At 57.4% G+C, this 23,198-nt stretch carries 14 protein-coding genes, 1 tRNA gene and 1 pseudogene; 12 read left to right on the forward strand and 4 right to left on the reverse strand.

Features of this window, described 5'->3' with window-relative positions; translation table 11 throughout:
* Window positions 1–31: 31 nt before the first annotated feature.
* The 3 genes from GSQ82_RS06830 to GSQ82_RS06840 all read left to right on the forward strand — a co-directional run bounded on the left by GSQ82_RS06830 (window position 32) and on the right by GSQ82_RS06840 (window position 9,285).
* The gene (locus GSQ82_RS06830; protein ID WP_158791544.1) at window positions 32–2,056 is read left to right on the forward strand and encodes a prolyl oligopeptidase family serine peptidase; all 2,025 of its coding nucleotides are present in this window, start codon (window positions 32–34) and stop codon (window positions 2,054–2,056) included.
* A gap of 112 nt (window positions 2,057–2,168) precedes the next feature.
* A complete protein-coding gene (locus GSQ82_RS06835; protein ID WP_158791546.1) occupies window positions 2,169–5,189 on the forward strand; it encodes a M14 family zinc carboxypeptidase in 3,021 nt (1,006 codons plus the stop codon).
* A gap of 325 nt (window positions 5,190–5,514) precedes the next feature.
* Window positions 5,515–9,285, forward strand: a complete 3,771-nt coding sequence (locus tag GSQ82_RS06840) for a carboxypeptidase-like regulatory domain-containing protein (RefSeq protein ID WP_158791548.1) — start codon at window positions 5,515–5,517, stop codon at window positions 9,283–9,285.
* Window positions 9,286–9,716: 431 nt separating this feature from the next.
* Here the strand turns inward: GSQ82_RS06840 and GSQ82_RS06845 are convergent, their stop codons facing one another.
* Window positions 9,717–11,681 (reverse strand): S9 family peptidase, encoded by a 1,965-nt coding sequence (locus GSQ82_RS06845; protein WP_158791550.1) that lies wholly within the window; start codon window positions 11,679–11,681, stop codon window positions 9,717–9,719.
* Between the two features lie 611 nt (window positions 11,682–12,292).
* Window positions 12,293–12,625 carry an NAD(P)H-binding protein gene (locus GSQ82_RS06850; RefSeq protein ID WP_158791552.1) on the reverse strand — a complete coding sequence of 111 codons (333 nt, stop codon included), beginning with the start codon at window positions 12,623–12,625 and terminating at the stop codon, window positions 12,293–12,295.
* A gap of 307 nt (window positions 12,626–12,932) precedes the next feature.
* On the opposite strand from GSQ82_RS06850, the gene GSQ82_RS25610 reads away from it, so the two are divergent.
* The 3 genes and pseudogenes from GSQ82_RS25610 to GSQ82_RS06860 form a co-directional block, all read left to right on the forward strand.
* A complete protein-coding gene (locus GSQ82_RS25610) occupies window positions 12,933–13,109 on the forward strand; it encodes a LysR family transcriptional regulator (protein WP_158791554.1) in 177 nt (58 codons plus the stop codon).
* A gap of 47 nt (window positions 13,110–13,156) precedes the next feature.
* A complete protein-coding gene (locus GSQ82_RS25615) occupies window positions 13,157–13,459 on the forward strand; it encodes a LysR substrate-binding domain-containing protein (RefSeq protein ID WP_371417177.1) in 303 nt (100 codons plus the stop codon).
* Window positions 13,447–14,013: pseudogene (locus GSQ82_RS06860) on the forward strand (LysR substrate-binding domain-containing protein); the annotation flags it as partial. The gene GSQ82_RS25615 and the pseudogene GSQ82_RS06860, both read left to right, overlap by 13 nt.
* Before the next feature lie 60 nt (window positions 14,014–14,073).
* Here the strand turns inward: GSQ82_RS06860 and GSQ82_RS06865 are convergent.
* On the reverse strand, window positions 14,074–15,483 hold the full coding sequence (locus GSQ82_RS06865; RefSeq protein WP_158791557.1) for an amidase: 1,410 nt from the start codon (window positions 15,481–15,483) through the stop codon (window positions 14,074–14,076).
* A gap of 108 nt (window positions 15,484–15,591) precedes the next feature.
* Between GSQ82_RS06865 and GSQ82_RS06870 the strand changes: the two genes are divergently transcribed.
* From GSQ82_RS06870 to GSQ82_RS06895, 6 genes are all read left to right on the forward strand, one after another.
* The gene (locus GSQ82_RS06870; RefSeq protein ID WP_158791558.1) at window positions 15,592–16,155 is read left to right on the forward strand and encodes a TetR/AcrR family transcriptional regulator; all 564 of its coding nucleotides are present in this window, start codon (window positions 15,592–15,594) and stop codon (window positions 16,153–16,155) included.
* 118 nt (window positions 16,156–16,273) lie between these two features.
* Complete coding sequence (locus tag GSQ82_RS06875) at window positions 16,274–16,957, forward strand: hypothetical protein (RefSeq protein WP_158791559.1); 684 nt, start codon at window positions 16,274–16,276, stop codon at window positions 16,955–16,957.
* Window positions 16,958–16,969: 12 nt separating this feature from the next.
* Window positions 16,970–19,291, forward strand: a complete 2,322-nt coding sequence (gene mobF / locus GSQ82_RS06880; protein ID WP_254061480.1) for a MobF family relaxase — start codon at window positions 16,970–16,972, stop codon at window positions 19,289–19,291.
* Window positions 19,292–19,450: 159 nt separating this feature from the next.
* Window positions 19,451–20,617, forward strand: coding sequence for a Fic family protein (locus GSQ82_RS06885; protein WP_158791561.1), 1,167 nt, complete (start codon window positions 19,451–19,453; stop codon window positions 20,615–20,617).
* 208 nt (window positions 20,618–20,825) lie between these two features.
* The gene (locus tag GSQ82_RS25620) at window positions 20,826–21,071 is read left to right on the forward strand and encodes a helix-turn-helix domain-containing protein (protein ID WP_158791562.1); all 246 of its coding nucleotides are present in this window, start codon (window positions 20,826–20,828) and stop codon (window positions 21,069–21,071) included.
* Window positions 21,072–21,084: 13 nt separating this feature from the next.
* Window positions 21,085–22,815 carry a site-specific integrase gene (locus tag GSQ82_RS06895; RefSeq protein ID WP_158791563.1) on the forward strand — a complete coding sequence of 577 codons (1,731 nt, stop codon included), beginning with the start codon at window positions 21,085–21,087 and terminating at the stop codon, window positions 22,813–22,815.
* Between the two features lie 86 nt (window positions 22,816–22,901).
* On the opposite strand, the gene GSQ82_RS06900 is transcribed toward GSQ82_RS06895, so the two are convergent.
* Window positions 22,902–22,978: transfer RNA gene (locus GSQ82_RS06900), tRNA-Met, on the reverse strand.
* Window positions 22,979–23,198 lie beyond the last annotated feature (220 nt).

Raw genomic sequence — 23,198 nt, forward strand, 5'->3', positions numbered from 1 at the left:
GAACACTTCGCAAGGGAACAAGGAGTTGGGCATGAGAAGCAGTCTCTATGGCGCAGTTATTCTATTGGCCGTCTCGGCCGCGCCACTCGTTGCAGAGCAACACTTTCCATCGAACGACGATCTTCGCAACCTGACCAGCATCTCAACTCCCCAACTCTCGCCCGATCTCAAAAGCGTCGTCGCCGTCATGCAGGACAGCACCGCACAGGGCGGCAAAACTCACCTCTGGCTGCTCCACACAGACGGCACGCCCTACCGTCAACTCACCTTCAGCCAGGGCGAATCCATGGGCGAGCGCTTACCCGAGTATCTCCCCGACAACAGCGCCATCCTGTTTCTCTCCCGCAATAGCGGCAAGTCGACCCTCAGCCGGCTCCCCCTCGATGGCGGCGAAGCCGTCCAAACCAAACTCGAGCGAGTTCCTGCCACCGGCGATCCAGCAGCCGCAGTCGATGTCGTCTCCTTCTCCATCTCACCCGACGGCTCTACGGTCGCTGTCATCGCAGCAGACCCCGAGCCCGCCGCCCGCACACGCGACAACAAAGACAAGAAAGACGTCGTCTGGGTCGAGCATCAGGACCTAAAACATCATCTCTATCTTCTCGACACCAAGACCTGGAAGCCAACCGAGGTTCCAACGCTCACCGATATCGACGCCGTCGCCTGGGCTCCTCAGTCCGACAAGCTCCTCGTGTTGACGCACACACGCCTGCGCGACCTCGGTCCAAGCACCACCGGCTGGATCGTGACGGCAAGCAATCCCTCCGAGCAGAAGCGAATCGACGGACTTCCAGAGACCACCCGACGAGCAGTATGGCTGCACCACAGCGACCGGATCGCCCTATTCGCACAGTGCAAGAAAGATGCACCAGAGGGATGCACCGATCTCTTCACCTTTGACATCACCGGCGCGAAGCTGCACAACCTGACCGAGAACGCCACCGACATCACCCTGCAGAACGACACGCTTATCGTTGACAACAGCGACCGCACCGCTCTCATCGGTGCCACCCGCGGCATGAAGCGAACCATCGCGCAGGTCGATCTTGAAACCGCAAAGACCAAGCTCCTCGACTTCGGCCTACCCGTCATCTCCAACTTCCGCCAGGACAAGCAGGAGAAGGCGTGGGTCTACACGGGAAGCGCAAGCACCTCAGCTCCCGCCGTCTACATGACCATCGCACTCGATCAACCCGGCAAGCGTCTCACCCAACCGGACACGACCCCATCCGACTGGAAAGCAGTCGCCTCAAAGTACGTCTCGTGGAAGCGTGCCGGATTCACCATCGAAGGCCTCCTCTATCTTCCGCCTCAGGCCACAACCGCCCATGTGCCGCTTATAGTCAACGTCCACGGCGGTCCCACAGGACAGTTCGTGGATACCTACTCGCCGCTCACCAATCTTCTCGTAGGCCAGGGCTGGGCCGTCTTCGTCACAAACCCGCGCGGTAGCACAGGGCAGGGAATCGCCTTCGAGGCCGCCAACAAAGACGACATGGGCAACGGCGATTATCTCGACATCATGGCAGGCATCGACGAAGTGCTCCGCACGGAGCCGCTCGATGGCGACCGCATGGCCTTGATCGGCTACAGCTACGGCGGCGAGATGGCAGGATTCGTAGAAGGCAAGACCACACGATTCAAAGCCATCGTTAGCGGTGCGCCCGTCATCGATCAGTTCAGCGAATATGGAACCGAGTCAGACTCCTACGGCGATCGCTGGTTCACCGGCGAGCCATGGCGTCACTTCGAAAGTGCATGGCGGCAGAGCCCGCTTGCTTACGCCCAACACGCCAAGACCCCGTTCCTGCTCCTCCAGGGCCAGACCGACACCACGGACCCCGACGGTCAATCGAAGGAGATGTACCGCGCTCTTCGGCAGGAGGGCGTTCCCGTCCAGATGATTCTCTTCCCGCGTGAAGACCACGCCGCACTCGGTGGCAACTTCTCCGGCATGCCCAGCACCGAGCCTTGGCATGGAATCATCGCTCGCGATCACATGCTCCACTTCATCAGCGATGCATTCGCAGGTAAAGTAGAGCCTAACAAGCCCTAGACATCAATAAGCAACACCGAGTCTGCTCCACGTTTGCACGCAATGGCCGCGCGACAGGTTTGCCGCATCGTTCCACAGTTTCACTATTACTCCAGGTGTACCGAAAGGTTTCATGAGACCGTCGATCCTTCAGCTCTCCTCCCTGTCACTTCTGTTCGTCGCCTGTAGTGGCGCCATGGCTCAGACTGCGCTCAATGAGAACTTCGCAAGAGACGCGAAACAACCGATTGATAAGTCCTACACCGAGAGCATTCAGAAGTACACCACCAGCCCCAACTTCAGCTCACCTCTCGTCAGCTACCTTCCCGCATCTCCGAACGTCCCCACACCCGCCAGCGTGCTCGGCGACGTCTCCGGCGCACCCAACATGCTCCCCTACGCCGAAGATGTGTACAAGTACTTTCGGTCATTAGAAAAATCATCTCCCCGCGTCAAAGTCGTCAGCATCGGCCACAGCGAAGAGGGCAGGGAGATGATCGCCGTCGCCATCGCGGATGAGTCTCTTCTGAAGACGCAAAAAGAAAACGACGAGCGTCTAGCCAAGCTCGCCGACCCACGCACCATCGGCCTTAGCGACAGCACCGCGCAGTCGCTCATCAACCAGTCCTACCCCGTCTACTACATCACCGGCACCATCCACTCGACAGAGACCGGCGCTCCAACAGCGCTCATGGAACTCGCATACCGTCTCGCCGTCGACGACTCGCCCTACATCAAGTACATCCGCTCGCACATGATCGTTCTCATCACGCCTGTCGTAGAAGTCGACGGACGCGATCGCATGGTCGACACCTACAGATGGCATAAGGCGCACCCCGGCGAGAATTGGCCGCGCCTCACCTACTGGGGCCACTACGTCGCGCACGACAACAACCGCGACGCCATGGGCATGACCCTCAACCTCACCAACAACATCCTGAACACCTACCTCGGCTGGCACGCGCAGGTCCTGCACGACCTCCACGAGTCCGTTCCATTCCTGTACGACAACACCGTCGGAGATGGCCCCTACAACGCCTGGATCGATCCCACCCTCGCCGATGAATGGGCCGAACTCGGATGGAACAACGTCGCGCAGATGCAGACCCTCGGCATGCCAGGTGCCTTCACGCACGGCGACTTCGATACCTGGAGCCCCGGCTACCTCATGTTCCTCGCCGGTCTCCACAACGGAATCAGCCGCCTCTACGAGACATTCGGCAACGGCGGAGCCGACACCGAAAAGCGCATATTAACTCCCGAGGAGTACTCACGCACCTGGTACCGCCAGAATCCTCCACCATCCACCGTCATCTGGTCGCAGCGCGACAACAATAACTACGAGCAGACCGCGCTCCTCACCACCCTCTCCTACTTCTCTCACAACACCCATCACTTCCTCGAAAACTACTACACCAAGAGCAAGCGCTCGATTCAGAAACCTACCCTCGAAGGCCCATCCGCCTACGTCTTTCCCGCGGACGCTGCAGAGCTGAATCGCCAGATACAACTGCTCAAAGTCCTCAAGCTCCAGCACGTCGAAATCCAGCAGCTCTCCGACGTAGTCACAAGCCCCGTCCCCCCAGCCAAGCGCGGAGATCCCGCCACCACCCAGACCTTTCCCACCGGCAGCTACGTCATCCGTCTCGATCAACCCTTCTCCCGCATCGCCGACGCACTTCTCGACAAGCAATACTGGGCTCCCGACGATCCGCAGAAACATCCCTACGACGACACCGGCTGGTCGTTCAGTCAGCTCTTCAACGTCAAAGCGACGCGTCTCACTGACGGCGCAATCCTCCACGCAAAGATGACACCGGTCACAGACCTCGATGCCGCCGCGGGCCACACCAGCGGCTCCGGCTCCATCTATGCCATCGCAAACACCGGACAGACCTCACTCCTCGCGCTCCTCTATCAACTCAAGAGCGCACACATCGACGTAGCCGATAAACCATTCGACGCCGCCGGCACTCACTTCGCCTCAGGCTCTCTCCTCATCACCCAGGCCGACGAGTCCACCATCAACACCGCGTTCCATAAGTTCGTACTGAACGCCGTCCGCCTCGACGCAGCGCCCTCCGTCACCGCGCACACCGTTCACGCTCCACGCATCGCCTTCATGCACACCTGGCTCGCAACCCAGACAGAAGGCTGGTGGCGTCTCGCCTTCGACAAAGCAGGCATACCCTACAGCTACATCAACACCCAGACCGTCTCATCCGACTCCGACCTGCGCAGCAAGTATGACGTCATCATCTTCGCCCCGGTCGGCCACACCTCCACGCAGGATATCGTTGACGGCCTTCCCATGTGGGGCAACCCATTGCCTTGGCAGAAGTCCGAGCTCACGCCCAACCTCGGCCTGCTCGATCAAACCGCCGACACCCGCCCCGGCCTCGGCTACAACGGCGTCGATCACCTGAAGTCCTTCGTTCAAAGTGGTGGCCTCCTCATCACCTGTGAAGACACCGCGCAGTTCGCCACCGAAACCGGCCTCGCTCCCGGTGTCACCGCAGTCTCTGCCACAGACGCCCGCGTCGTCGGCAGCGTTCTCGCCAGCGTCTTCGTCACTCCCTCAAGCCCCATCGCAAACGGATACGCCAACGACCTTCCCGTCATGAGCGCAAACGGCATGGTCTTCAACATCAGCAACACCGTCGCGCGCGATCGCATGCGTATCCTCATGGACCCCTACGCTCACCGGCCCACCGGCCGCGGCGGTCCCGACGACGCCGACATCCCACAGGGCCGCTCCAACGTCGACCCCCAGATTCCCCCCAAGCAGCATCCCTGGGAGCCGAAGTTCCTCAACGAAGACCAACTCCGCAACAACCTGCAGGCCATCCCCGAGCCCTACAAGCCTCAGGTCATCCTTCGCTTCAACGACGAGAAGCATCTGCTCCTCTCTGGTCTTCTCGACAAGGGTGCATCCATCGCCGAACACGCCATCGTCGTCGACGCCCATCTCGGCTCCGGCAACGTCCTCCTCTTCGCCAACAATCCCGTCTATCGTGGCGAAACCATAGGCAGCTACAACCTGGTCTTCAACGCCATCTTGAACTTTGACCATCTGAGCCGTCAGCCAGACTCGACATCTCCAAATAAACCGGAAGCGGACAAACAGGCAGCAGACAAGCCCGCAGCCGAATAGATATTTTTTCGAAGGCCGAATAAATTCTCGCTATCTCCCGCTTTTGCCGCAGCTACTTTAGCTGTGGCGGGCCGCCCGAACCTGCGTCTGTACAAACGAAGTCTCGTTCACCCAGCCGCCGCAGGAATTACTTTTCTGTACCGTTTTTATCCTTGCATTGCAAATTCATCTGCTATATAAAAAGTTACCCGCTGAGATATCAGACATCAATATTAAGACCGGCGCACCCGTCGCTCAGCCGCTGCATTCCTGCATCCTGACGAACTTCTGATTCGCGGAACGCACAAGATCCTTCTTTCTTCTGAACTAACTTCTGGAGGTTTCGATGAGACGCTATTTGGGAATCACCCTATTCGTGCTAACGGCTCTGAGCACGGCAATCGCCTTCGCCCAGAACGCCACCACCTCACTCCGTGGCGTCATCAAAGACCCCAGCGGCGCAACCGTCGGAGGAGCCAAGATCACCCTCCTCAATCCCGCCACCGGAGAGACCTACACCGACACCTCCAGGCCCAGCGGCGAGTACCAGCTCCTCCAGCTCCTCCCCGCCAAGTACACCATCACCGTCAACGCCTCCGGCTTCAGCGATCAGTCCAAGATCGCAGAGTTGCTCGTCAACCAGCCCGCCACCGTCAACTTCACCGTCTCGCCGCAGGCCAGCAACGAGGTCCTCAACGTCACTGCCGAGGCCCAGACCCTCAACAACTCCGACGCCTCCCTCGGCAACTCCACCAACAACGCCACCATCCAGGCGCTCCCCAGCGAAACCCGCAACGTCCCCGATCTGCTCTCGCTCCAGCCCGGCGTCTTCTTCCTTCCCCAGCCGACCAATCCTCAGCTTCAGGACAGCCGCAGCGGCGCAGTCAACGGAGGCCGCTCCGACCAGGGCAACGTCACCCTCGACGGCATCGACGACAACGATCAGGTCAACGGCTTCGCCTTCACCGGCGTCCTCCGCATGACCCAGGACTCCGTCGAAGAGTTCCGCGTCGTCACCGGCATCGCCAACGCCGACTCCGGCCGCTCCTCCGGCGCACAGGTCTCGCTCGTCACCAAATCCGGCACCAACAAGTTCCACGGCGCAGCGTACGAGTACAACCGCCCCACCATCACCGTCGCCAACGACTTCTTCAACAAGCTCGGTCAACTCAACAGCGGCCTGCCCAACCGTCCCGGTAAGCTCATCCGCAACATCTTCGGTGCCGACGTCGGCGGTCCCATCTTCAAGGACAAGCTCTTCTTCTTCGCCAACTACGAAGGCACCCGCCGCGCAGAGAGCGCCGAGGTCACCCGCACCGTTCCTACCGCAACCTATCAGCAGGGAATCGTCCAATACACGGGAGACACCGCAAGCGGTGGTACTGAGAATCAGTCCATCTCCGCCGCTCAACTCGCGATCCTCGATCAAGGCTGTACTGTCTGTAACACGCCCGCCTATGCGCCCGGCCCCGGTGTCAACCCCAACGCCCTCGCCTACCTCAACTCTTACCCCGCGGCCAACGGCTTCAGCGAAGGTGACGGCCTCAACACCGGCTCCTATAGCTTCGCTTCGCCCAATCCCAATCGCCTAAACACCTCCATTGTCCGTCTGGACTACATCCCCTCCTCGAAGCACCGCATCTTCGCGCGCGGCAACTTCCAGAAGGACTTCACCGGCAACGTAGAACAGTTCCCAGGCCAGGGCCCCTCCTCCGTCCTCGTCGATAACACCAAGGGCATGTCCTTCGGAGACACCTGGTCCGTCTCTCCCAACATCGTCAACGACATCCGCTACGGCTATGTGCGGCAAGGCTCCGGCAACACGGGTGTCGGCTCCGGAGACTACGTCGACTTCCGCTTCCTCGACACTCCCACCGCAGAAACCCGAAACACCATCGTCAGTGTCCCGGTCAACAACATCATCGACAATCTCACCTGGAGCAAGGGCAAGCACACCATCGAAGTCGGCGGCAACTGGCGTCTCATCCATCAGAATCGCACCTCCAACAACACCTCCTTCAACAGCGGATCCACCAATCCCTACTGGCTTGGTGGCAACCCGCCCGATCCCTCCACCCTCGGCCTCGACCCCGTCGATGGAGGCTTCAGCAACTCCTATCTCATCGCCTACGCCAACCTCGTCGGAACCGTTCCCTCGGTCACGAATAGTTACAACTACCAGGTGACCAGCGCCACCACTGGCACCCTGCTCGCCGACGGTGCTCCACTGGAACGACACTTCAAGGCAAACGAGTACGAGTGGTTCGTGCAGGACGCCTGGCGTCCAACGCCCAATCTCACCCTCACCTTCGGCATCCGCCACACTATCCTGCAAACTCCATGGGAGACTAAAGGTCAGCAGGTCTCGCCCACCATCGACACCCACGACTGGTTCACCGGACGTGAAACCGCCGCACTTCAGGGCACGATCTCCGAGCCCGAACTCCAGTTCGCTCCCAGCGGTCCCTTCTACAACAGGCCCGGCTTCTGGCCCAAGGCGAAGGACAACTTCGCTCCCCGCTTCGCCCTTGCCTACTCGCCCGACAATAAAACCTCCATCCGCGCCGGCTTCGGCATGTACTACGACCACTACGGTCAGGGCCTGGTCAACATCTTCTCCCAGAACGGCTCCTTCGGTATCTCATCTCAGATAACCAACGCAGCCGGCAACACGACTACGGATACCGCCCCTCGCTTTACTTCAAGAAACGCTCTGCCATTCAGCAACGGATCCGCGGCAGCAACCCAGGTCTATCCGTACTCCGCTCCCGCCGGCCCGGAGGACGGCTTCGCCATCACCTGGGGACTCGACAACAAGCAGAAGACCCCGTACTCCGAGTCCATGGACCTCTCTGTTCAGCGTGAGCTCAAGGGGGGATGGACCGTTGAGACCGCCTACATCGGTCGTCTCGGCCGTCACCTCCTCCAGAGTCTCGATCTTGCAGAGCCAGTTGACTTCAACGATCCGCAGGGCAGCGGCGACTACTACTCCGCAGCCGCTCAGCTCTCCGCTGCCGTCGATGCGAACGGCGGTAACTCCGCAGCCAACGTAGCGGCCATCCCGTACTTCGAGCACGTCTTCCCCTACATGGCAGGCGTCACAACAAAGAGCTGTCCAACTGCGAACCAGTCTGCGACGCAGGCTATCTACTGCAACGAGTGGGCGCCCTATCGCTCCAACCTCGGAGCAACCACCGCCCTGGCTGACATCGACTTCTACTGCTCCTATGGATGTCCCGCCGGACACGTATCCCGCTTCTGGCAGGATCAGTTCGCCTCGCTCTACGCCCAGTCCACCATCGGCATGAGCTACTACAACGCCGGTCAATTCACCCTGCGCCATCCCATGACCCACGGCCTCCAGGCCGATATCAGCTACACCTACTCGCGCTCTATCGACTTCGGCTCCGACACCGAACGCAGCACCGAGTTCAACGGAAATCCGCCGTCCGTCGCCCAGGGTGCCAGCAGCATCATCAACACCTGGAAGCCTTACCTCAACCGTGGCGTCTCCGACTTCGACACCACCCACATCCTCACCGTCGACTGGGTCTATCAGCTTCCCGTAGGCCACGGTCAAACTTTCATGGGCAACTCCAACAACTTCGTCGACGCCCTCATCGGCGGCTGGCAGCTCTCCGGAATCTTCCGCACCACCAGCGGTCTGCCCTTCTCGGTCAACGAGCCCGGTTGGACCACCGACTGGCAGCAGGAGGGCTACGGCGTCGTCACCGGCAACGTCAAAATTAAACGCCACTTCGATCAGAACGGAGAGCCGCAGTTCTTTGCGGGCACATCCAACGCCACCATCAACTCCGGCGTCAACAACGGCACTCCGATCCGCCTGCCCTACCCAGGCGAGACCGGTCAGCGCAACAACTTCCGCGGCGACGGCTTCATCGATCTCGACTCGGGCCTCAACAAGACCTGGGGACTGGGAGAGTACGGCAAGATCAAGTTCGCCTGGGAGGTCTACAACGTCACCAACAGCATGCGCTTCGATGTTGGCGGCGGCAACTTCAACGGCCAGCTCACCTCCGGTGGAACCTTGGGCGTCTCCAGCATGCTGCTCAACCCCGTACGTCGTATGCAGTTCTCCCTGCGCTACGACTTCTAACCTCACCCAACAACAAAGAGCGCGGACAAGCAGAACATCGCCCCGCGCTCCTTCTTCTTTAACCCGATAGAGCAGGGAATTGCCTTCACCGTTCTCATCCGCAGGAATCTGCCATTGCCATTGCCGTTGTCATTGCTATTGCGGTTGTCTGTTCTCTTGTTGTCATCCCGTAGGGATCTGCTGTTGCGGTTCACCTGGCAAACCCGAAAGCGATCGGCCCGAAAAATAAACCTGCGAAACATGGCGTACTCTTCACCACCTGAAAACCGACAGCTCCCGCACCACGTTCACCACCCTATCCACCACAACTCACCAGCAAACTACCACGCCAAAAACACGCTTCGCCCACACCCGCCTCTAAAAACACCAATAAAACAACGAAAAGGGAGGCCGCAGCCTCCCTCTTCCATGCTCAAAAAAACGTACAAAAACTACTCCGCCTTATGCTCCGTCGGAGCAGCAGGCTTCACCGGTACTGGCATTCCCAGGTACTTGTCATACCATGCGAACCACCGCTCGTAGCGATCCCGAACGAAACTCGGACGTGTAAACCCATGAAACTGACCGGGATACACCACAAGCTCCGCGGGCGTCCCGACGCTCTTCAACGCCTGGTACATCTGCTCGCCGCCAACCAGCGTCACGTTGAAGTCCTTATCCCCACCCATGAAGAGAGTAGGAGTCGTGATCTTGTCCGCATGCAGAAACGGATACGACAGCTTGAGATAAGGCGCAACGTTCTTCCACGGTGGCTCTAACTCGTTGTCATACTGCAAGATATACTGATCCACCCCATACATCCCAAGCAGATTAGCCGTCCCGGCCCCGCTCGAAGCGGCCTTGAAACGCGTCGTCGAAGCGATGGTATAGTCCGTCAAAATGCCGCCATAGCTCCAACCTCCAACTCCCATCCGGTCAGCGTCGATCTTGCCCGTAGCAACCGCCCCATCCACTGCCGCCAGAAGATCGATAACCTCTTTATCACCCCAATCCGCATTGATAGCAAAGGAGTAATCGTGTCCACGACCCGTGCTTCCGCGATAGTTCACCTGCAACACAGCAAAGCCGTGAGCCGTCAGCAACTGCCGATCTGGCGCAAATCGGTGTTCATCCTGAGCCGTCGGCCCACCGTGAATCCAAAGCAGCATCGGTGCCTTCGTCCCCGCCTTATAACCCACTGGCATCGTCAACATGCCATGCACATCATTCCCATCCGAAGTCTTCGCCGTTAGATCCTCTGCCGGGACTAAGTCCAGCTGTGCCAACAACGCGTCATTATGCGAGGTCAATTTGCGCGGGGTCTTTCCATCCAGCACATAGATCTCCGGTGCCTTCTGATCCGTCGTCCAGACAAAAGCCACGTGGCCATTGGCCGTCGAGAGCGCTGCCGCAGCTCCACTCTCAACGGTAAGTCGCTTGATTCCATTACCTTTCAACGGAATCTCTGCAACATAGTCCACGCGATCTTCACCAATCGTGGAAAGCAGCGATTTGCCGTCCTCAGCAAACACCACAGGACCCGTACCCATGGCCGCGGTTGCCGCAATAACCTCGGGCGAACCGCCAGCAGCAGTTACAACCGCAGGCCGCTCCATGTCATAGATGGAATATCGAGGAGCAATACCCTGTCGATAAGCGATCCTCGTACTATCAGGACTCCACGCCAGCGGGCCACTATCCTGACCGCTGAAAGTCGTCAGCTTGCGCATTACGGAGTCACCCTTGGACTCAACCACGAAAATGTCAGAGTTATTTGATCGATCGGGATCAGACCCCTCCTGATCACTCACGAATGCGACAAATCTTCCATCTGGGGACCACTCCGCCGCTCGCTCGTCGTATTTGTCTTCTTTGGTGAGCCGTGTCAGTTTCTTCGTCGAAACATCAAAGAGAAATATCTTGCTGCGCTTATCAGTCAGATAGCCCTGGATGTCCTGCTTGAAGTGGTAGCGGTCGAGAACAATCGGCTTAGGCGGTGTGGGCTTTGCGCCCTTCTCTGGTTCCAGTTCATCTTTGGCTTTTAGAGTCAGCAGCAACTGTTTTGAGTCGGGCGACCATCTGTAGTCCTCCAGATCTTCTTTAACCTCAGTCAGTTGATGCGCCTCTCCACCACGTCGGTCGAGAAGCCATACCTGAGAACCTTTGGCTTTGCCCGGACGAGAAGACGTGAAAGCGAGCCATTTGCCATCCGGACTCCAACGAGGAGATCCCGCTCCCTCCGTTCCATAAGTAAGTTGCACGTCCTGCAACCCATCCCAGCTCGCCATCCAGACTTCGGAGACGTTCTTATCTTCCTCAACATCTACATGCGATGTCGTATAGGCGATCCACTTTCCATCAGGTGAAACCTGAGGCCCACCAACGTTCATTAGCTTCGCAAGATCATCGATAACCATAGGCCGTTTCTGACCAAAAACCGGCATGGAAAGGACGCAGGAAAACGTGAGAGAAAGTCCCAAAAGACGCAAACACTGATATCGCATATTCGGCAGTCTACCAGACTGCTTTTTGGCTTGCCGCGTCTCATTTAGCATTTATTGTCCGCGCTATGGTGGCAAGCTTAACCCTTTGATGAGAGTTGGCGTTACTTGCCCTTTGCCGGCTAGAGCACTTGGTCGTCATACTTTCCGGTCTAAATCTGCTAAACCAGACCCGCTTTTCGGGCAAGTCTCGATAATGTATGGTCCGCCGCGTGACTGCAAGGGTAAGGTTGGTCGAGAAGACAAGTCTGCGCAAATGTATTCGGCCTTTGGTTGGAGAACGTCTCTCCTGGCCATGATGAGATGCGCGCGTGTCGGTCCTTATAAACGCCGCGGTCGTTGGAGACCATTATCAGGATCAGGCTTTGGACACGCCGTTGTGACTGTTCTTTCGTCCTTGCTTTCCTATGCAGACTTCGTGGAAGAGCTTTCGTCGTCGTGATGCGTAAAAGTGGGAGCGCGGAGCGCTTCCAAGCCGTAGGTGTCTTTTTCGCGCCTAGACTGGCTGAGCTGTTGCCCTGTAGTCGTTACCGCAGGAGAGCACGGCCCACGCGGTGCGAGCTAGCTTGTTGGCCATCGCAACCACCGATACGCTTTGCGATGCCGTATGCGATCAGCGCCTGCGTCAACTCATCCGCAACGACTGCATTGATCAGGAACAGCTTGTCGACTCCGTTCATCGCTTCCTCTATGGAAACGGGATCAAGCAAATCGCCGCTGGCCACCTCAACGCTTGCTGGCAGCTTATGATCGGCATCGGGTTTACGAATCAACGCACGGACTTCTGCGCCGCGCTTCAAGAGCTCCCCGGCCACCAAAGAGCCCACATTTTCCGTTGCACCAGTGACCAAAACTTTCATATCTTCTTCGCTCTTTCTCAATGGTTTACATCTGGTTGTTGCCTCTAAGTTCTCCGCGCGAGTCGTTCACTAGAGATCAGGTGAAAGCAGCTCGTCGTATGTCGTCTATAGAACAGATGCGAGACCTGGAGTTTCTGGAGCCCTGATACACGCAAAGCTGCTTTGCGCTAGAGCAACGAATGAATGACAATGAGTGCAGCATGTTCGCGAATAGGAATCTGGTGTCCTTCGTTGGCGGACATTTGGACACCTGAGACTTCCCAAGGAAAGAAGCACTGTTATTATCAGTGACTTGCCGGAACACATCATGCCGCACCACATTGATTTAAATGACGTCCGGACTTTTGTGATCGCCGCGCAGGCGGGAACAATGAGCGCTGCCGGGAAGACGCTGCATCAACCAGCGTCGACGGTAAGCAGATCTCTCACCCGTCTTGAAAAGCACCTTGGGGTACTTCTGGCGCATAGGGTCCGAAAGGATTGATTTTGACAGACGCGGGCAGGGAGTATCTTCTCGCCTGCAGACGCGCGTTGCGGACGCTCACGGATGGGGAGGAATTCCTAGAGGTTCGCCGCTCTGACCCAAGCGGCACGATCAAGATCGCGTGCCCGCTGACTATGGCCCGCGAGATACTCGCGCCCTTGCTTAAAGAATTCATCACCCGCTTTCCGTCTTTGAAAATGGAAATTGAGCCGTACTCTTTTGGCTGGGATCAGGAACCCCGTGAAGATGTGGACGTGTTCTTCAAACTCAAGGCGCCAAAGGACTCCGTACGGCGGGTCCGGTCCTATCCTGGGACTGCACGGGGCTCTTCGCGAGTCCGGCATACGTGAACGCATTAGGCAGTCCTGCTAATCCCGACGAACTCGCCGCTCATCGGTGCGCGGGCTCCGGAGCTTGGAAGCTGTCCCGCGGATCGAAAGAGGTCAGTCCAAACATTGCATTCCACGTCGTGACGAGTGATCCCGGCATCAATCTGCCGTTTGCTCTCGACGGTCTTGGCATCACTGTCCTGCCGCTGTGGATGGCAAAGCACCCGGACAACCGAAGTAGGCTTGTTCCGATTCTTCCGCTGTGGAAGCCGGAACCGATCACATTGTGTGCGCTGTTTTCCGGTTCGTCTCGACTCACGCCAAAAGTAGAAGGGCTTCTCGACTTTCTGGCTGAGTACATCGGCCCAGACCGCGATCCACGGGTAAAAACATGGTCGCGCAAAGCAATACTTCACAGACCTGACTCTTTCTCCAACGTCTGGGCCTTGAGCAATTGGGCCCCAGCCTCACAGCTAACAGTTGAAAGATCGATTCCTGCTGATTTGGAGCATAACTATCCGCAACTCCGAACCGGTCAACGCAAGCCGATTCGCGTTACTAACCCTTCAAAGTAGAGCGAACGAGTAGGAGCGGTTCGTCCGCTCCTGCTGGCTGCTCGCTCGTGATTGGTGCATTTACAGGTTCGGATGTAGATCGCGTACGGGGCTTACCTGCTCCAGAAGTGACGCAACGTGGAGGATCGCGGACTCGGCTTGCCAGTTGCCGACGATTTGGACACCGATGGGCATCCCATCGTGGCTAGTGCCGAATCGTATTGAAACGCTCGGCAGACCGGTCACGTTCAACGGCGATGTGGCGGACATGATGTTCATAATGTCCACCGTTTGGCCGTTTATCAGTAACTCCTTTTGGCCATGCTTGAAGGAAGGAGTAGGCAGAACCGGGGTGAGCAAGACGTCGTACTTCTGGAAGTACTCGGCGTAACCATCCTTCAGTCGCTCCGCTGCCTGCACTGCATCGATGTAGTCCGCCGCCGGCGTATCGGGCAGCGAGAGCATGAACCTGCCCATGTCGCCAATTTCATCCTCGCTGCGGCCGGTCGTCGTCTTCACGAATTCAGGCTTCATCTCGAGGACATGCAGACGGCTGAACACATCGAGCGCGAAATCGCGTTCAAGTGCAGGTACGCGCACGGACTCGACGGTGTGTCCGAATTGCTTGAGCGCCTCAGCGGCAGCTTCCACCGTCGCCGCAACCTCGCGGTCGACGGAGCCAAAGCCGGGCTCCACCAGCCAGCCCACACGAAGCGCACCCTTGTTGGAACTGCCAATCCCGTAATCGAATGGGATGGCGCTGCTGGAGTAGCCGTCTTGTCCATCCGGTCCAACGAGCAGAGAAAAAGCCAACGATAGATCGCGAATGCTTCGCGCCATCGGGCCCACATGCCAGAAACGGCGTGGCTCACGCGGCCAGATGCCCGTCATTGGGACGCGTCCGTGGGTCGCCTTGAGCGAGACAATGCCGGTGTGGGCTGCCGGACCACGCAGGGAGATCGCAAGGTCGGTACCCAGGCCAAGCGGAGACATGCCCGCTGCAATCGCTGCCGACTCGCCACCGCTTGAGCCGCCCGGCGTCAGATCCAGATTCCAGGGGTTGTTCGTCCGGCCCGTGAGTAGGTTGTCACTTTCAATCCCGTAGGAGAATTCAGGGAGATTGGTCTTCGCAAGAAGAATGCCTCCTGCTTTCTTCAGGCGCGCAACGCTGGTCGCATCCGTATCGGGCGTCCGTCCCTTGAAGATCGGCGTTCCACGTTGGGTCTGCACCCTTGCTGTGTCGATCGAATCCTTTACCGTGAATGGCACACCGTGCAAAGGTCCTAACTCGTCTCCTCGGTGTACCGCCGCCTCTGCTTCCCGTGCGGATTTCAAGGCATCTTCGGCGATCGTAACGATCGCATTCACCTTCGGGTTGACGACCTCGATGCGATCGAGGTGTGCCTTCATGACTTCGACCGGGGAGACCTCGCGTGTCCGGATCAGCTCGGCCAGCTTCGTTGCGTCGGAATAAATTAGTTCGGTGCTCATTGTGTGCCCTCTACCTGCCACTTGGCAGGTACATGCTTGAGATTCTACCTGCCACATGGTAGATTCATAAATCGAGAGAGTTTTTTCGATGGTGGGCGGAGGCGTGTGATGAGTGCAAACGCTCGTGAAGACATTCTGGCTGCCGCGAAGCTTGTTGCTCAAGCTCACGGTTATGCAGGATTGAACTTCCGTGATTTGGCTGAACAGGTCGGCATCAAAGCCGCAAGTATCTACTATTACTTCCCCAGCAAAGCCGAACTGGCTACGGCGCTGGCGAAGCGCTACTGGGAGGATGATGCGGCTTATCTTGAGTCTCTGCTGCAGAACTCCGCCACACCGCTGGACGCACTGCGTCGCTATCCGGAGACCTTTCGCTGGGCACTGGAGAACGACAATCGCATCTGCCTTTGCAGCTTTATGTCTGCGCAATTCGACGACCTGCCTGACGTAGTGAAGCCGGAAGTTCAAGCTTTCGCCGACGTCAACGTTGCGTGGCTAAGAAAGACATTGGTTGCTGCTAAGGTTGTTAGCGCCAAGGAAGCCGAGAAGCGAGCACGTGCTATCTACTCTGGAATCGTGGGTGCTCAACTGATGGCAAGAAGCCGCGCAGATATAGCTCTCTATGACAGCGTGATCGACAGCTACCGCGCCGCAGGATTGCTTCCCAGATGAAGGCAGGTTCGTACTGAGAAACGCCGTTTACGCAACCATATCTAATACGGCAGGAAGAGCATTCGCGATATCGGTTATGATAGACTATGATAATCTTTATCGCATGGGAGGATCCTACATGCCTTCTGTTGCACTCAAGAATCCGGCTCGGTATCAGCATTGGGATGTTCAGGAAGGCGAGGCGCAAGAGATCGCTCCCCGTCTCAAGAACATTGCGGCACGCGCGCTCGTGTTTGTCTCCAGCGGCAAGGATGACGATCAACGCACTAAAGCCAGGTTCGATACCCTCCGGCAGGCATCCGAGCTGATCGACATGCTCCTGGACGCAAAACAGGAAGACCGCTGGAAGGCGCTCGTCGAGGCCCTTACCCCCGATGTCCCCCTCAGCCCCAACCGGCTCATTGAGGCCGGGATGTTTGCCCAGGCCATTCAGGGCATCGTCGAAAGCAAGGAATTTGCGAGGGCCGCCGATATCGCCATCGCCGCACACTTCAGCAAGACCAATCCCAGTTCCCAGCCGAATCGCTGGAAGAAGGCGGGACTGATCTTCGCGGTTCCCTATAAGGGAGCTGACCTCTACCCGATCTATGCGTTGGAGTTCAAGGATGGCGCGCGACCTCTTCCAGTTATGGAGAAGGTCTTGAGTCTCCTTGCAGATAAGGATGATTGGCAGAAAGCGTTCTGGTTTGGAAGCGTGAACTCCTACCTCCACAACAAAATGCCAAAAGACCTCCTTAAGTCGAAACCTCAGGAAGTCCTGCGAGCCGCTGAGATCGAGGCTGCAGGCGTCCAGCATGGTTAGGAGCGGGTACGCCTGAATGGCGCGAACAATGATCGTCAGACGGGAAATCTAGTAGTCGCGGCGTACACACACGACAGCAGCCGTCAGCTTGATCCGCAACTCCATACGCACGCGGTCGCCGCGAACCTGAGTAATGACGGAGTGGAGGGCCGATGGAAGGCACTCCAGGCCTCGGGAATGTATGAGCGCCGTGCCTACATTACTGAGGTCTATCGGAATGAGCTGGCACGGAAGGTGCGCGGGCTGGGATACGAGATAGAGAGTCAGCGGAACGCAAAGGGAGTCGATAACGGATTCGAGATCAAAGGCATTTCAAGAGACGTGCTGGAAAGGTACTCACAGCGCAGCGACCAACGGGATGAGTCAATACGGCAGTTCGCAGCGGAGCATGGGCGGCAACCTACGGACAACGAGGTCGCGGTGCTCGTGCGGGAATCTCGCCCGGACAAGTTGCATGAGATCAGCTCAGCGGAGGTTCATCGCCTGCAGGTAGACCGTATCTCCTCGCAGGAGCACGCAAACCTGCTCGATCTTCGGGAGCGGTCTATCGAGCGTAGTCAAACATTCATTCCTGAAATAGCTCCAGCCGTCCAATCTCTGCAGCATGCGGAAGAGCACCTATTCGAGCGGAAGACTGTCTCCAAGGATCACGAATTTATGACGGAGGCCCTGCGTCATGGCAGGGGCAAGCTCGATCTCGCGGAGTTGCGCGGAAGCTACGAGTTTGAAGTAGCTCAGAGCAAACTCCTTCAGGTCGGCGGCAATGTAGCGACCCAAACAAGTCTTGAACGCGAGCGGAGCATGGTGGCGGCCGTCGATCATGGCATCCATCGTTACCCCGCTCTGGGTGGCAACGATCACTTTGAGCCGAAGGCGAGTCTCCGGTTAGAACAACGTCACGCCGTAGAGACGATACTTGCGTCCCAAGATTTTGCAGTCAATCTGCGCGGTGCGGCAGGGACCGGGAAGACCGCTACGTTGCAGGAGATTGATCGCGGCTTGCACGCGGCGGGGCATGAGGTCTTGGCTGTAGCTCCAACGCGGAGTGCCGTCGAAGAACTGCAGAAGGTTGGCTTTGGATCGTCGATGACGATCTCTCGTTTGCTTGAGGACCAGACTGCACAGGAGAGCATTCGGGGAAGTGTGCTGATCGTAGACGAGGCAGGCATGGTCTCAGGGCGGCAAATGGAAGGGCTGCTCGATCTGGCCCGTCGCGAGGATGCGCGGATTCTGTTCTCCGGGGACACGCGCCAGATACAGAGCGTGGAGTCCTCTGACGCTTTGCGAATCCTGGAGCGCGAGTCGCGGATGACAAGCGTTTCCTTGACCGGCATCCAGCGCCAATCGAACCCTGAGTATCGAGAGGCTATTGAAACCTTCCGGCAATCGCCCGATCAAGGCTTTGCCAAGCTCCAAGACTTGGGAGCCCTCCGTGAGGTGCCCTACACGGAGCGAGCGAAGGCAGTGGCCTATGTGTATCGAGAGATGACTGCAGAGCCTGGTCGCAAGGTGCTCGTCGTTGCGCCCACACATGAAGAGATTGGGCGCGTCACGCAGGCGATCCGCGAAGATCTGAAGCAGAGGTCTGTATTGGGTGATGGTGAAACTCTACAACGACATATTCCGTTGCAGTGGACTGAAGCGCAGAAGAAGGACATCTCCAATTATCAACCCGATCAGGTGCTGGTGTTTCATCGTGCCTCACACGGTATAGAGAAGCATGAGGCGTTGACTGTCACTGGCGTTTCGGGTTCCAGCATCCACACGATGAACGAGCGTGGTGAAGATAAGTCCGTCAGTCTCACACAGGCAAGATCGTTCTCCGTGTATGAGCGCACAGAGATTGAAATTGCTGCCGGGGATAAGCTGCTGCTGATGGGCAATCGCAAAGAGCCGGGGTTCCGAGCAACAAACGGTGAGCTAACGACCGTGCGGAGTGTCGAGGGAGGGATTATCAATCTGGAAGACGGGCGGAGCGTGCCGACGAACTATCGCGAGTTCACGCATGGTTACGCCGTCACGGCACATCGCAGCCAAGGTAAGACAGTCGATCAGGTCATCATCTCCGCTGACGTGATGAAGCAGGAGCTGTTTTACGTCGCTGCGTCGCGTGGCCGTGAGGGGATTGCAATCGTCACTTCAGATGTAGAACGCCTCGGTCAATCGTTGGGTGTCTCGATGGCACGTCCGTCCGCAATAGAGCTTGCAAACGAGATTTCACAGTCGAAGCAGTCGCTTGAGCATAATGCGGGGATGAACCCGAAGCAGGTCATCGAAGCGCTTAAGCCTCCGCGCGATATGGGGTTTGAGCAAGGGATAGGATTGGGGTTTTAGCCCCTCAATTCCTGCGCTGAATTTGCTCCTGCCAACCGGCACTAATACCGGCAATATAATCCGCGATGTCCCGTCTAAATTGTTACAGGTGTATAATTTGTGATGGATATGAAATCGGCAAACAAAGCGCCTATGCCGACACCTTCCTGGATGGAGCCCATGCTTCCATCGGACGGAGGTAGAGTACTGGAAGATATTGCTTTCGACCTCATCTCCAGCTCCAATGCACTCGCAGGTCAGATTCATCCCATCGTTACTGAGTCAGTAGGCAACCTGGTTCGTTCGATGAACTGCTACTACTCAAACCTCATCGAGGGTCACGACACGCATCCGCGTGATATCGACCGCGCATTGCATAAAGACTACTCGACCGAACCTCGCAAGAGAGCCTTGCAGCTCGAAGCGGTCGCGCACATCGAAGTGCAGAAGGCAATCGACGACGGCCTCGACCCGAAAGACTTTCCGGCTTCATCGGCATACGCCGTCTGGCTGCATCGCGAGTACTGCCGTCGTCTGCCGGATGAGCTGCTATGGGTCGAAGATCCCGAGACAAAGCGCCGCATACGGCTTACGCCTGGGGCGCTACGCGACGGGGAAGTCGTTGTCGGTCTGCACCTGCCGCCACCGGCTGCCGCGCTCCCTGGGTTTCTTAAGCGTTTCGAGCAGGTTTACAGCCCACAGAGTTTATCCAAGGTGCGACAGGTGACCGCCGTAGCGGCTGCACATCATCGCTTCCTCTGGATACATCCTTTTTACGACGGCAACGGTCGCGTGGCGCGATTGATGTCGCACGCTCTGCTGCGTCGCCTCGGCGTTGGCAATAGCCTCTGGTCTGTGGCGCGGGGTCTTGCGCGGAATGTGGGCGATTACAAATCCTTGCTGATGGCGGCGGATGCTTCGCGTCGTGGCGATCTGGATGGTCGTGGGAATCTTTCGCAGGCGGCTCTTGATAGCTTTTGCGAATTCTTTCTGCGTGTCTCGAACGATCAGGTTTCGTATATGAGCACGATCCTTCAGCCTTCTGAGTTGCTTCGTCGCATGGAAATCTACGTCGAAGACGAGACGCGCGCGGGTCGTCTTCCCAAGGGCAGCTTTCCACTACTGCGTGAGGCTCTCCTTGCGGGTGAGGTTGAGCGCGGACTGGCTCCCTCGCTTACGGGATACAAGGAGCGGATGGCGCGGACGGTCGTATCGAAGCTGCTGGATGCGGGGCTGCTCGTTTCCCCAAGTCATGTGGCGCGTCTGCGACTCGGATTCCCGCTGCCAGTTGTCGAGCGCTGGTTTCCAGCGTTGTATCCATCAGCTAGCTATCGCTTCTATGCCTAGCTCGATACGATCAGGACTGCTTCTAAACTATTTTTAGCTTGTTTTCCACAGGCGAATCGAGTCCCAAGCGTTCCCAAGAATTCCTTAGAAGACACTGTAACGACAATAAAGGCCTCAGAGTCCGAAAGACCTCTTCCCAAAGGGCTTCGTGGGCATCTGGACAAATCTTACGCACAGTTTGATCGTGTGTTCAGGAGGCGTACGAGCCATGTCCGATTTCAAGTTTTCAACGGAACCGTTCTTGGATAGCGATCAAGCCGCCGCTATCCTTCGCATTCACCCTAAGACCCTTCAACGTCTGGCCCGACACGGTCGCGTCATCGGGTACCGTGTCGGCAAGCTCTGGCGATTTCACCGTTCAGACCTTGAAGGCCGGAATGATGGCTTCGTTTCCACACTCGACTCCGACACTGCCGAGCGGTACGCTTTAAGTACCACTCGTGCCCGCAACTAACAGGAGGTAATCCATGTTTGTTCGGACACGGTTTCAATATGGCAGTCTGCGGCTACGGAAGCGCGAGCGAGGTTCTGACGTGTGGGAGTTTCGTTATTACGAGACCAACCCGGAAGGCAAGCGGGTACGACGGAGCATGATCCTTGGGGAACAAGCTCTGTATCGGACCGAGGCCGAAGCACGTAAGGCAACGCAAGCAATTCTGATGCAGCTCAATGAGGAAGCTCCACGCGCCGAAATGGAAGCGCCGACGTTCGGGGCTCTGCTCGATAAATATATCGAGCATGAGTTGCCAGAGCGATACTCCACGCGGAGTTCGCATCTCTCGAACATTCGGAAACACATTCGACCGCGCTGGAACGAACAACCCATAAACAAGATGAAACCGATGGCGATGGAGCTGTGGCTGCGTGATCTGCCACTTGCTCCAAAGTCGAAGGTTCATATACGGAGCCTGATGCACCTTGTCTTGAAGTGTGCGGAGCGATGGGGAGTCATTGAAATTGGCAAGAACCCTGTCGCGCTGGTGCGCGTCAAGAATGCAAGCAAGCGGCTGAAGCGGCCCCAGATCCTCGAAGTGGCTCAGTTCTTCGAGATGCTCAAGCATCTCGCGGAGCCGTACCGCACGATGGTGATGGTGGCGCAGTGTACAGGACTTCGCATCAGCGAAATCCTGGGCCTGCAATGGGGTGACTTCGACTTCGAAGCGCACACCTTCATGGTTCAGCGCAGCTCTGTCGGTGGACGGATCGATGCGGCGAAGACGGAATACTCGAAGGACTATGTTCCGCTCGACCTACGTCTGGAAGAACTGCTGCTTCGGTGGCGGAGCTTCAGCACCTTTTCCAAGGATGGGGATTGGGTCTTCGCCAATCCGCAGACTGGAAAGCCGTATCACCAAGAGAGCCTCAAGAAGCGCCAGCTTCGCAGGGTCGCTGACATCATCGGCCTGCCGGAAGGGATCGGTTGGCATACGTTCCGCCACACCTATCGTTCATGGCTCGATGAGACCGGCGCTCCGATGAAGGTGCAGCAGGAGTTGATGCGTCACGCCTCTATTCAGACGACGATGAATGTCTACGGAAGAGCCATGACAGACTCGAAGCGCAAAGCCAATAGCCAAGTCGTAGGGCTGGTGTTTGGCGAAATGGCGCTTCAATGGGACGATTTCGATTTTGAAAAGAATCAACTCCTCGTTCAGCGCAGCTTTGTGAGCGGCCGGGTCGACGACGTCAAAACCGAATACTCCCAGGACTATGTTCCTCTGCATCCATCCCTGACCAAGATCGTCTTGGCCTGGAGCAAGCAGGCCGTACCCACCGCAGAAGGGTGGGTCTTTGCGAATCCGATGACAAACCGACCGTACCATCCGACCGAGATCCAGAAGCGGCATCTTCGCCCTTCAGGATGCTGTGTGGTCGCATGTCCGACGTGCGGCGCGGCACCGGGAGTATGGTGCTGGCAGGGTCAACCCACAGCAAACGGCAAGCGTGTTCTGATTCATGACACACGCAAGGTCTCGGCGGGGAAGCTCGGAGAGATCGGTTGGCACACGTTCCGCCACACGTACCGTTCGTGGTTGGACGAGACCGGAGCTCCGATGAAAGTGCAGCAGGAATTGATGCGTCATGCCTCCATCCAGACGACCATGAATATCTATGGACAGGCGATGTCGTCATCGAAGCGGGAAGCGAATGGGAAGGTCGTTGAAATGGTGCTCAAGCCAGTTGCAGCGAGCGCCTAAAATCAGCGATTTTTCTTATTGGGAGTTTATGGGAGTTTGTGGGAGTTTGTCTCAAGAGTCCGATCCTTGTAAGTGATTGAAAGGATTGGTTGCGGGGGTAGGATTTGAACCTACGACCTTTGGGTTATGAGCCCAACGAGCTACCGGGCTGCTCCACCCCGCTCTTTGAATATACAGTTACTGATAGGTAAAGGTCAATCGGTGGAGTCTGGTGGTTGGAGGGGCTGATTGGTGGGGTTGGAGCGTAACTTTTTTGGATAGATGGGGTCTTTATGGGTACCAGGTTTGCGTGGCGCTGTTGTGTCGCGCGGGAGGTTGCGGAGGAACGTATGCAGCGTAGAGATTTGTTTTTGAGACTTTCGTTAGTGGGACTTTTGGGTGTG

It is taken from the genome of Granulicella sp. L60 (assembly GCF_009765825.1).
GTDB lineage: Bacteria > Acidobacteriota > Terriglobia > Terriglobales > Acidobacteriaceae > Edaphobacter.

Bases quoted from the DNA above. Each gene is read 5' to 3' on its own strand.
- GSQ82_RS06830 (WP_158791544.1), top strand. From the start codon at position 32: ATGAGAAGCAGTCTCTATGGCGCAGTTATTCTATTGGCCGTCTCGGCC.
- GSQ82_RS06835 (WP_158791546.1), top strand. From the start codon at position 2,169: ATGAGACCGTCGATCCTTCAGCTCTCCTCCCTGTCACTTCTGTTCGTC.
- GSQ82_RS06840 (WP_158791548.1), top strand. From the start codon at position 5,515: ATGAGACGCTATTTGGGAATCACCCTATTCGTGCTAACGGCTCTGAGC.
- GSQ82_RS06845 (WP_158791550.1), bottom strand. From the start codon at position 11,681: ATGGTTATCGATGATCTTGCGAAGCTAATGAACGTTGGTGGGCCTCAG.
- GSQ82_RS06850 (WP_158791552.1), bottom strand. From the start codon at position 12,625: ATGAAAGTTTTGGTCACTGGTGCAACGGAAAATGTGGGCTCTTTGGTG.
- GSQ82_RS25610 (WP_158791554.1), top strand. From the start codon at position 12,933: ATGCCGCACCACATTGATTTAAATGACGTCCGGACTTTTGTGATCGCC.
- GSQ82_RS06865 (WP_158791557.1), bottom strand. From the start codon at position 15,483: ATGAGCACCGAACTAATTTATTCCGACGCAACGAAGCTGGCCGAGCTG.
- GSQ82_RS06870 (WP_158791558.1), top strand. From the start codon at position 15,592: ATGAGTGCAAACGCTCGTGAAGACATTCTGGCTGCCGCGAAGCTTGTT.
- GSQ82_RS06875 (WP_158791559.1), top strand. From the start codon at position 16,274: ATGCCTTCTGTTGCACTCAAGAATCCGGCTCGGTATCAGCATTGGGAT.
- GSQ82_RS06885 (WP_158791561.1), top strand. From the start codon at position 19,451: ATGCTTCCATCGGACGGAGGTAGAGTACTGGAAGATATTGCTTTCGAC.
- GSQ82_RS25620 (WP_158791562.1), top strand. From the start codon at position 20,826: ATGTCCGATTTCAAGTTTTCAACGGAACCGTTCTTGGATAGCGATCAA.
- GSQ82_RS06895 (WP_158791563.1), top strand. From the start codon at position 21,085: ATGTTTGTTCGGACACGGTTTCAATATGGCAGTCTGCGGCTACGGAAG.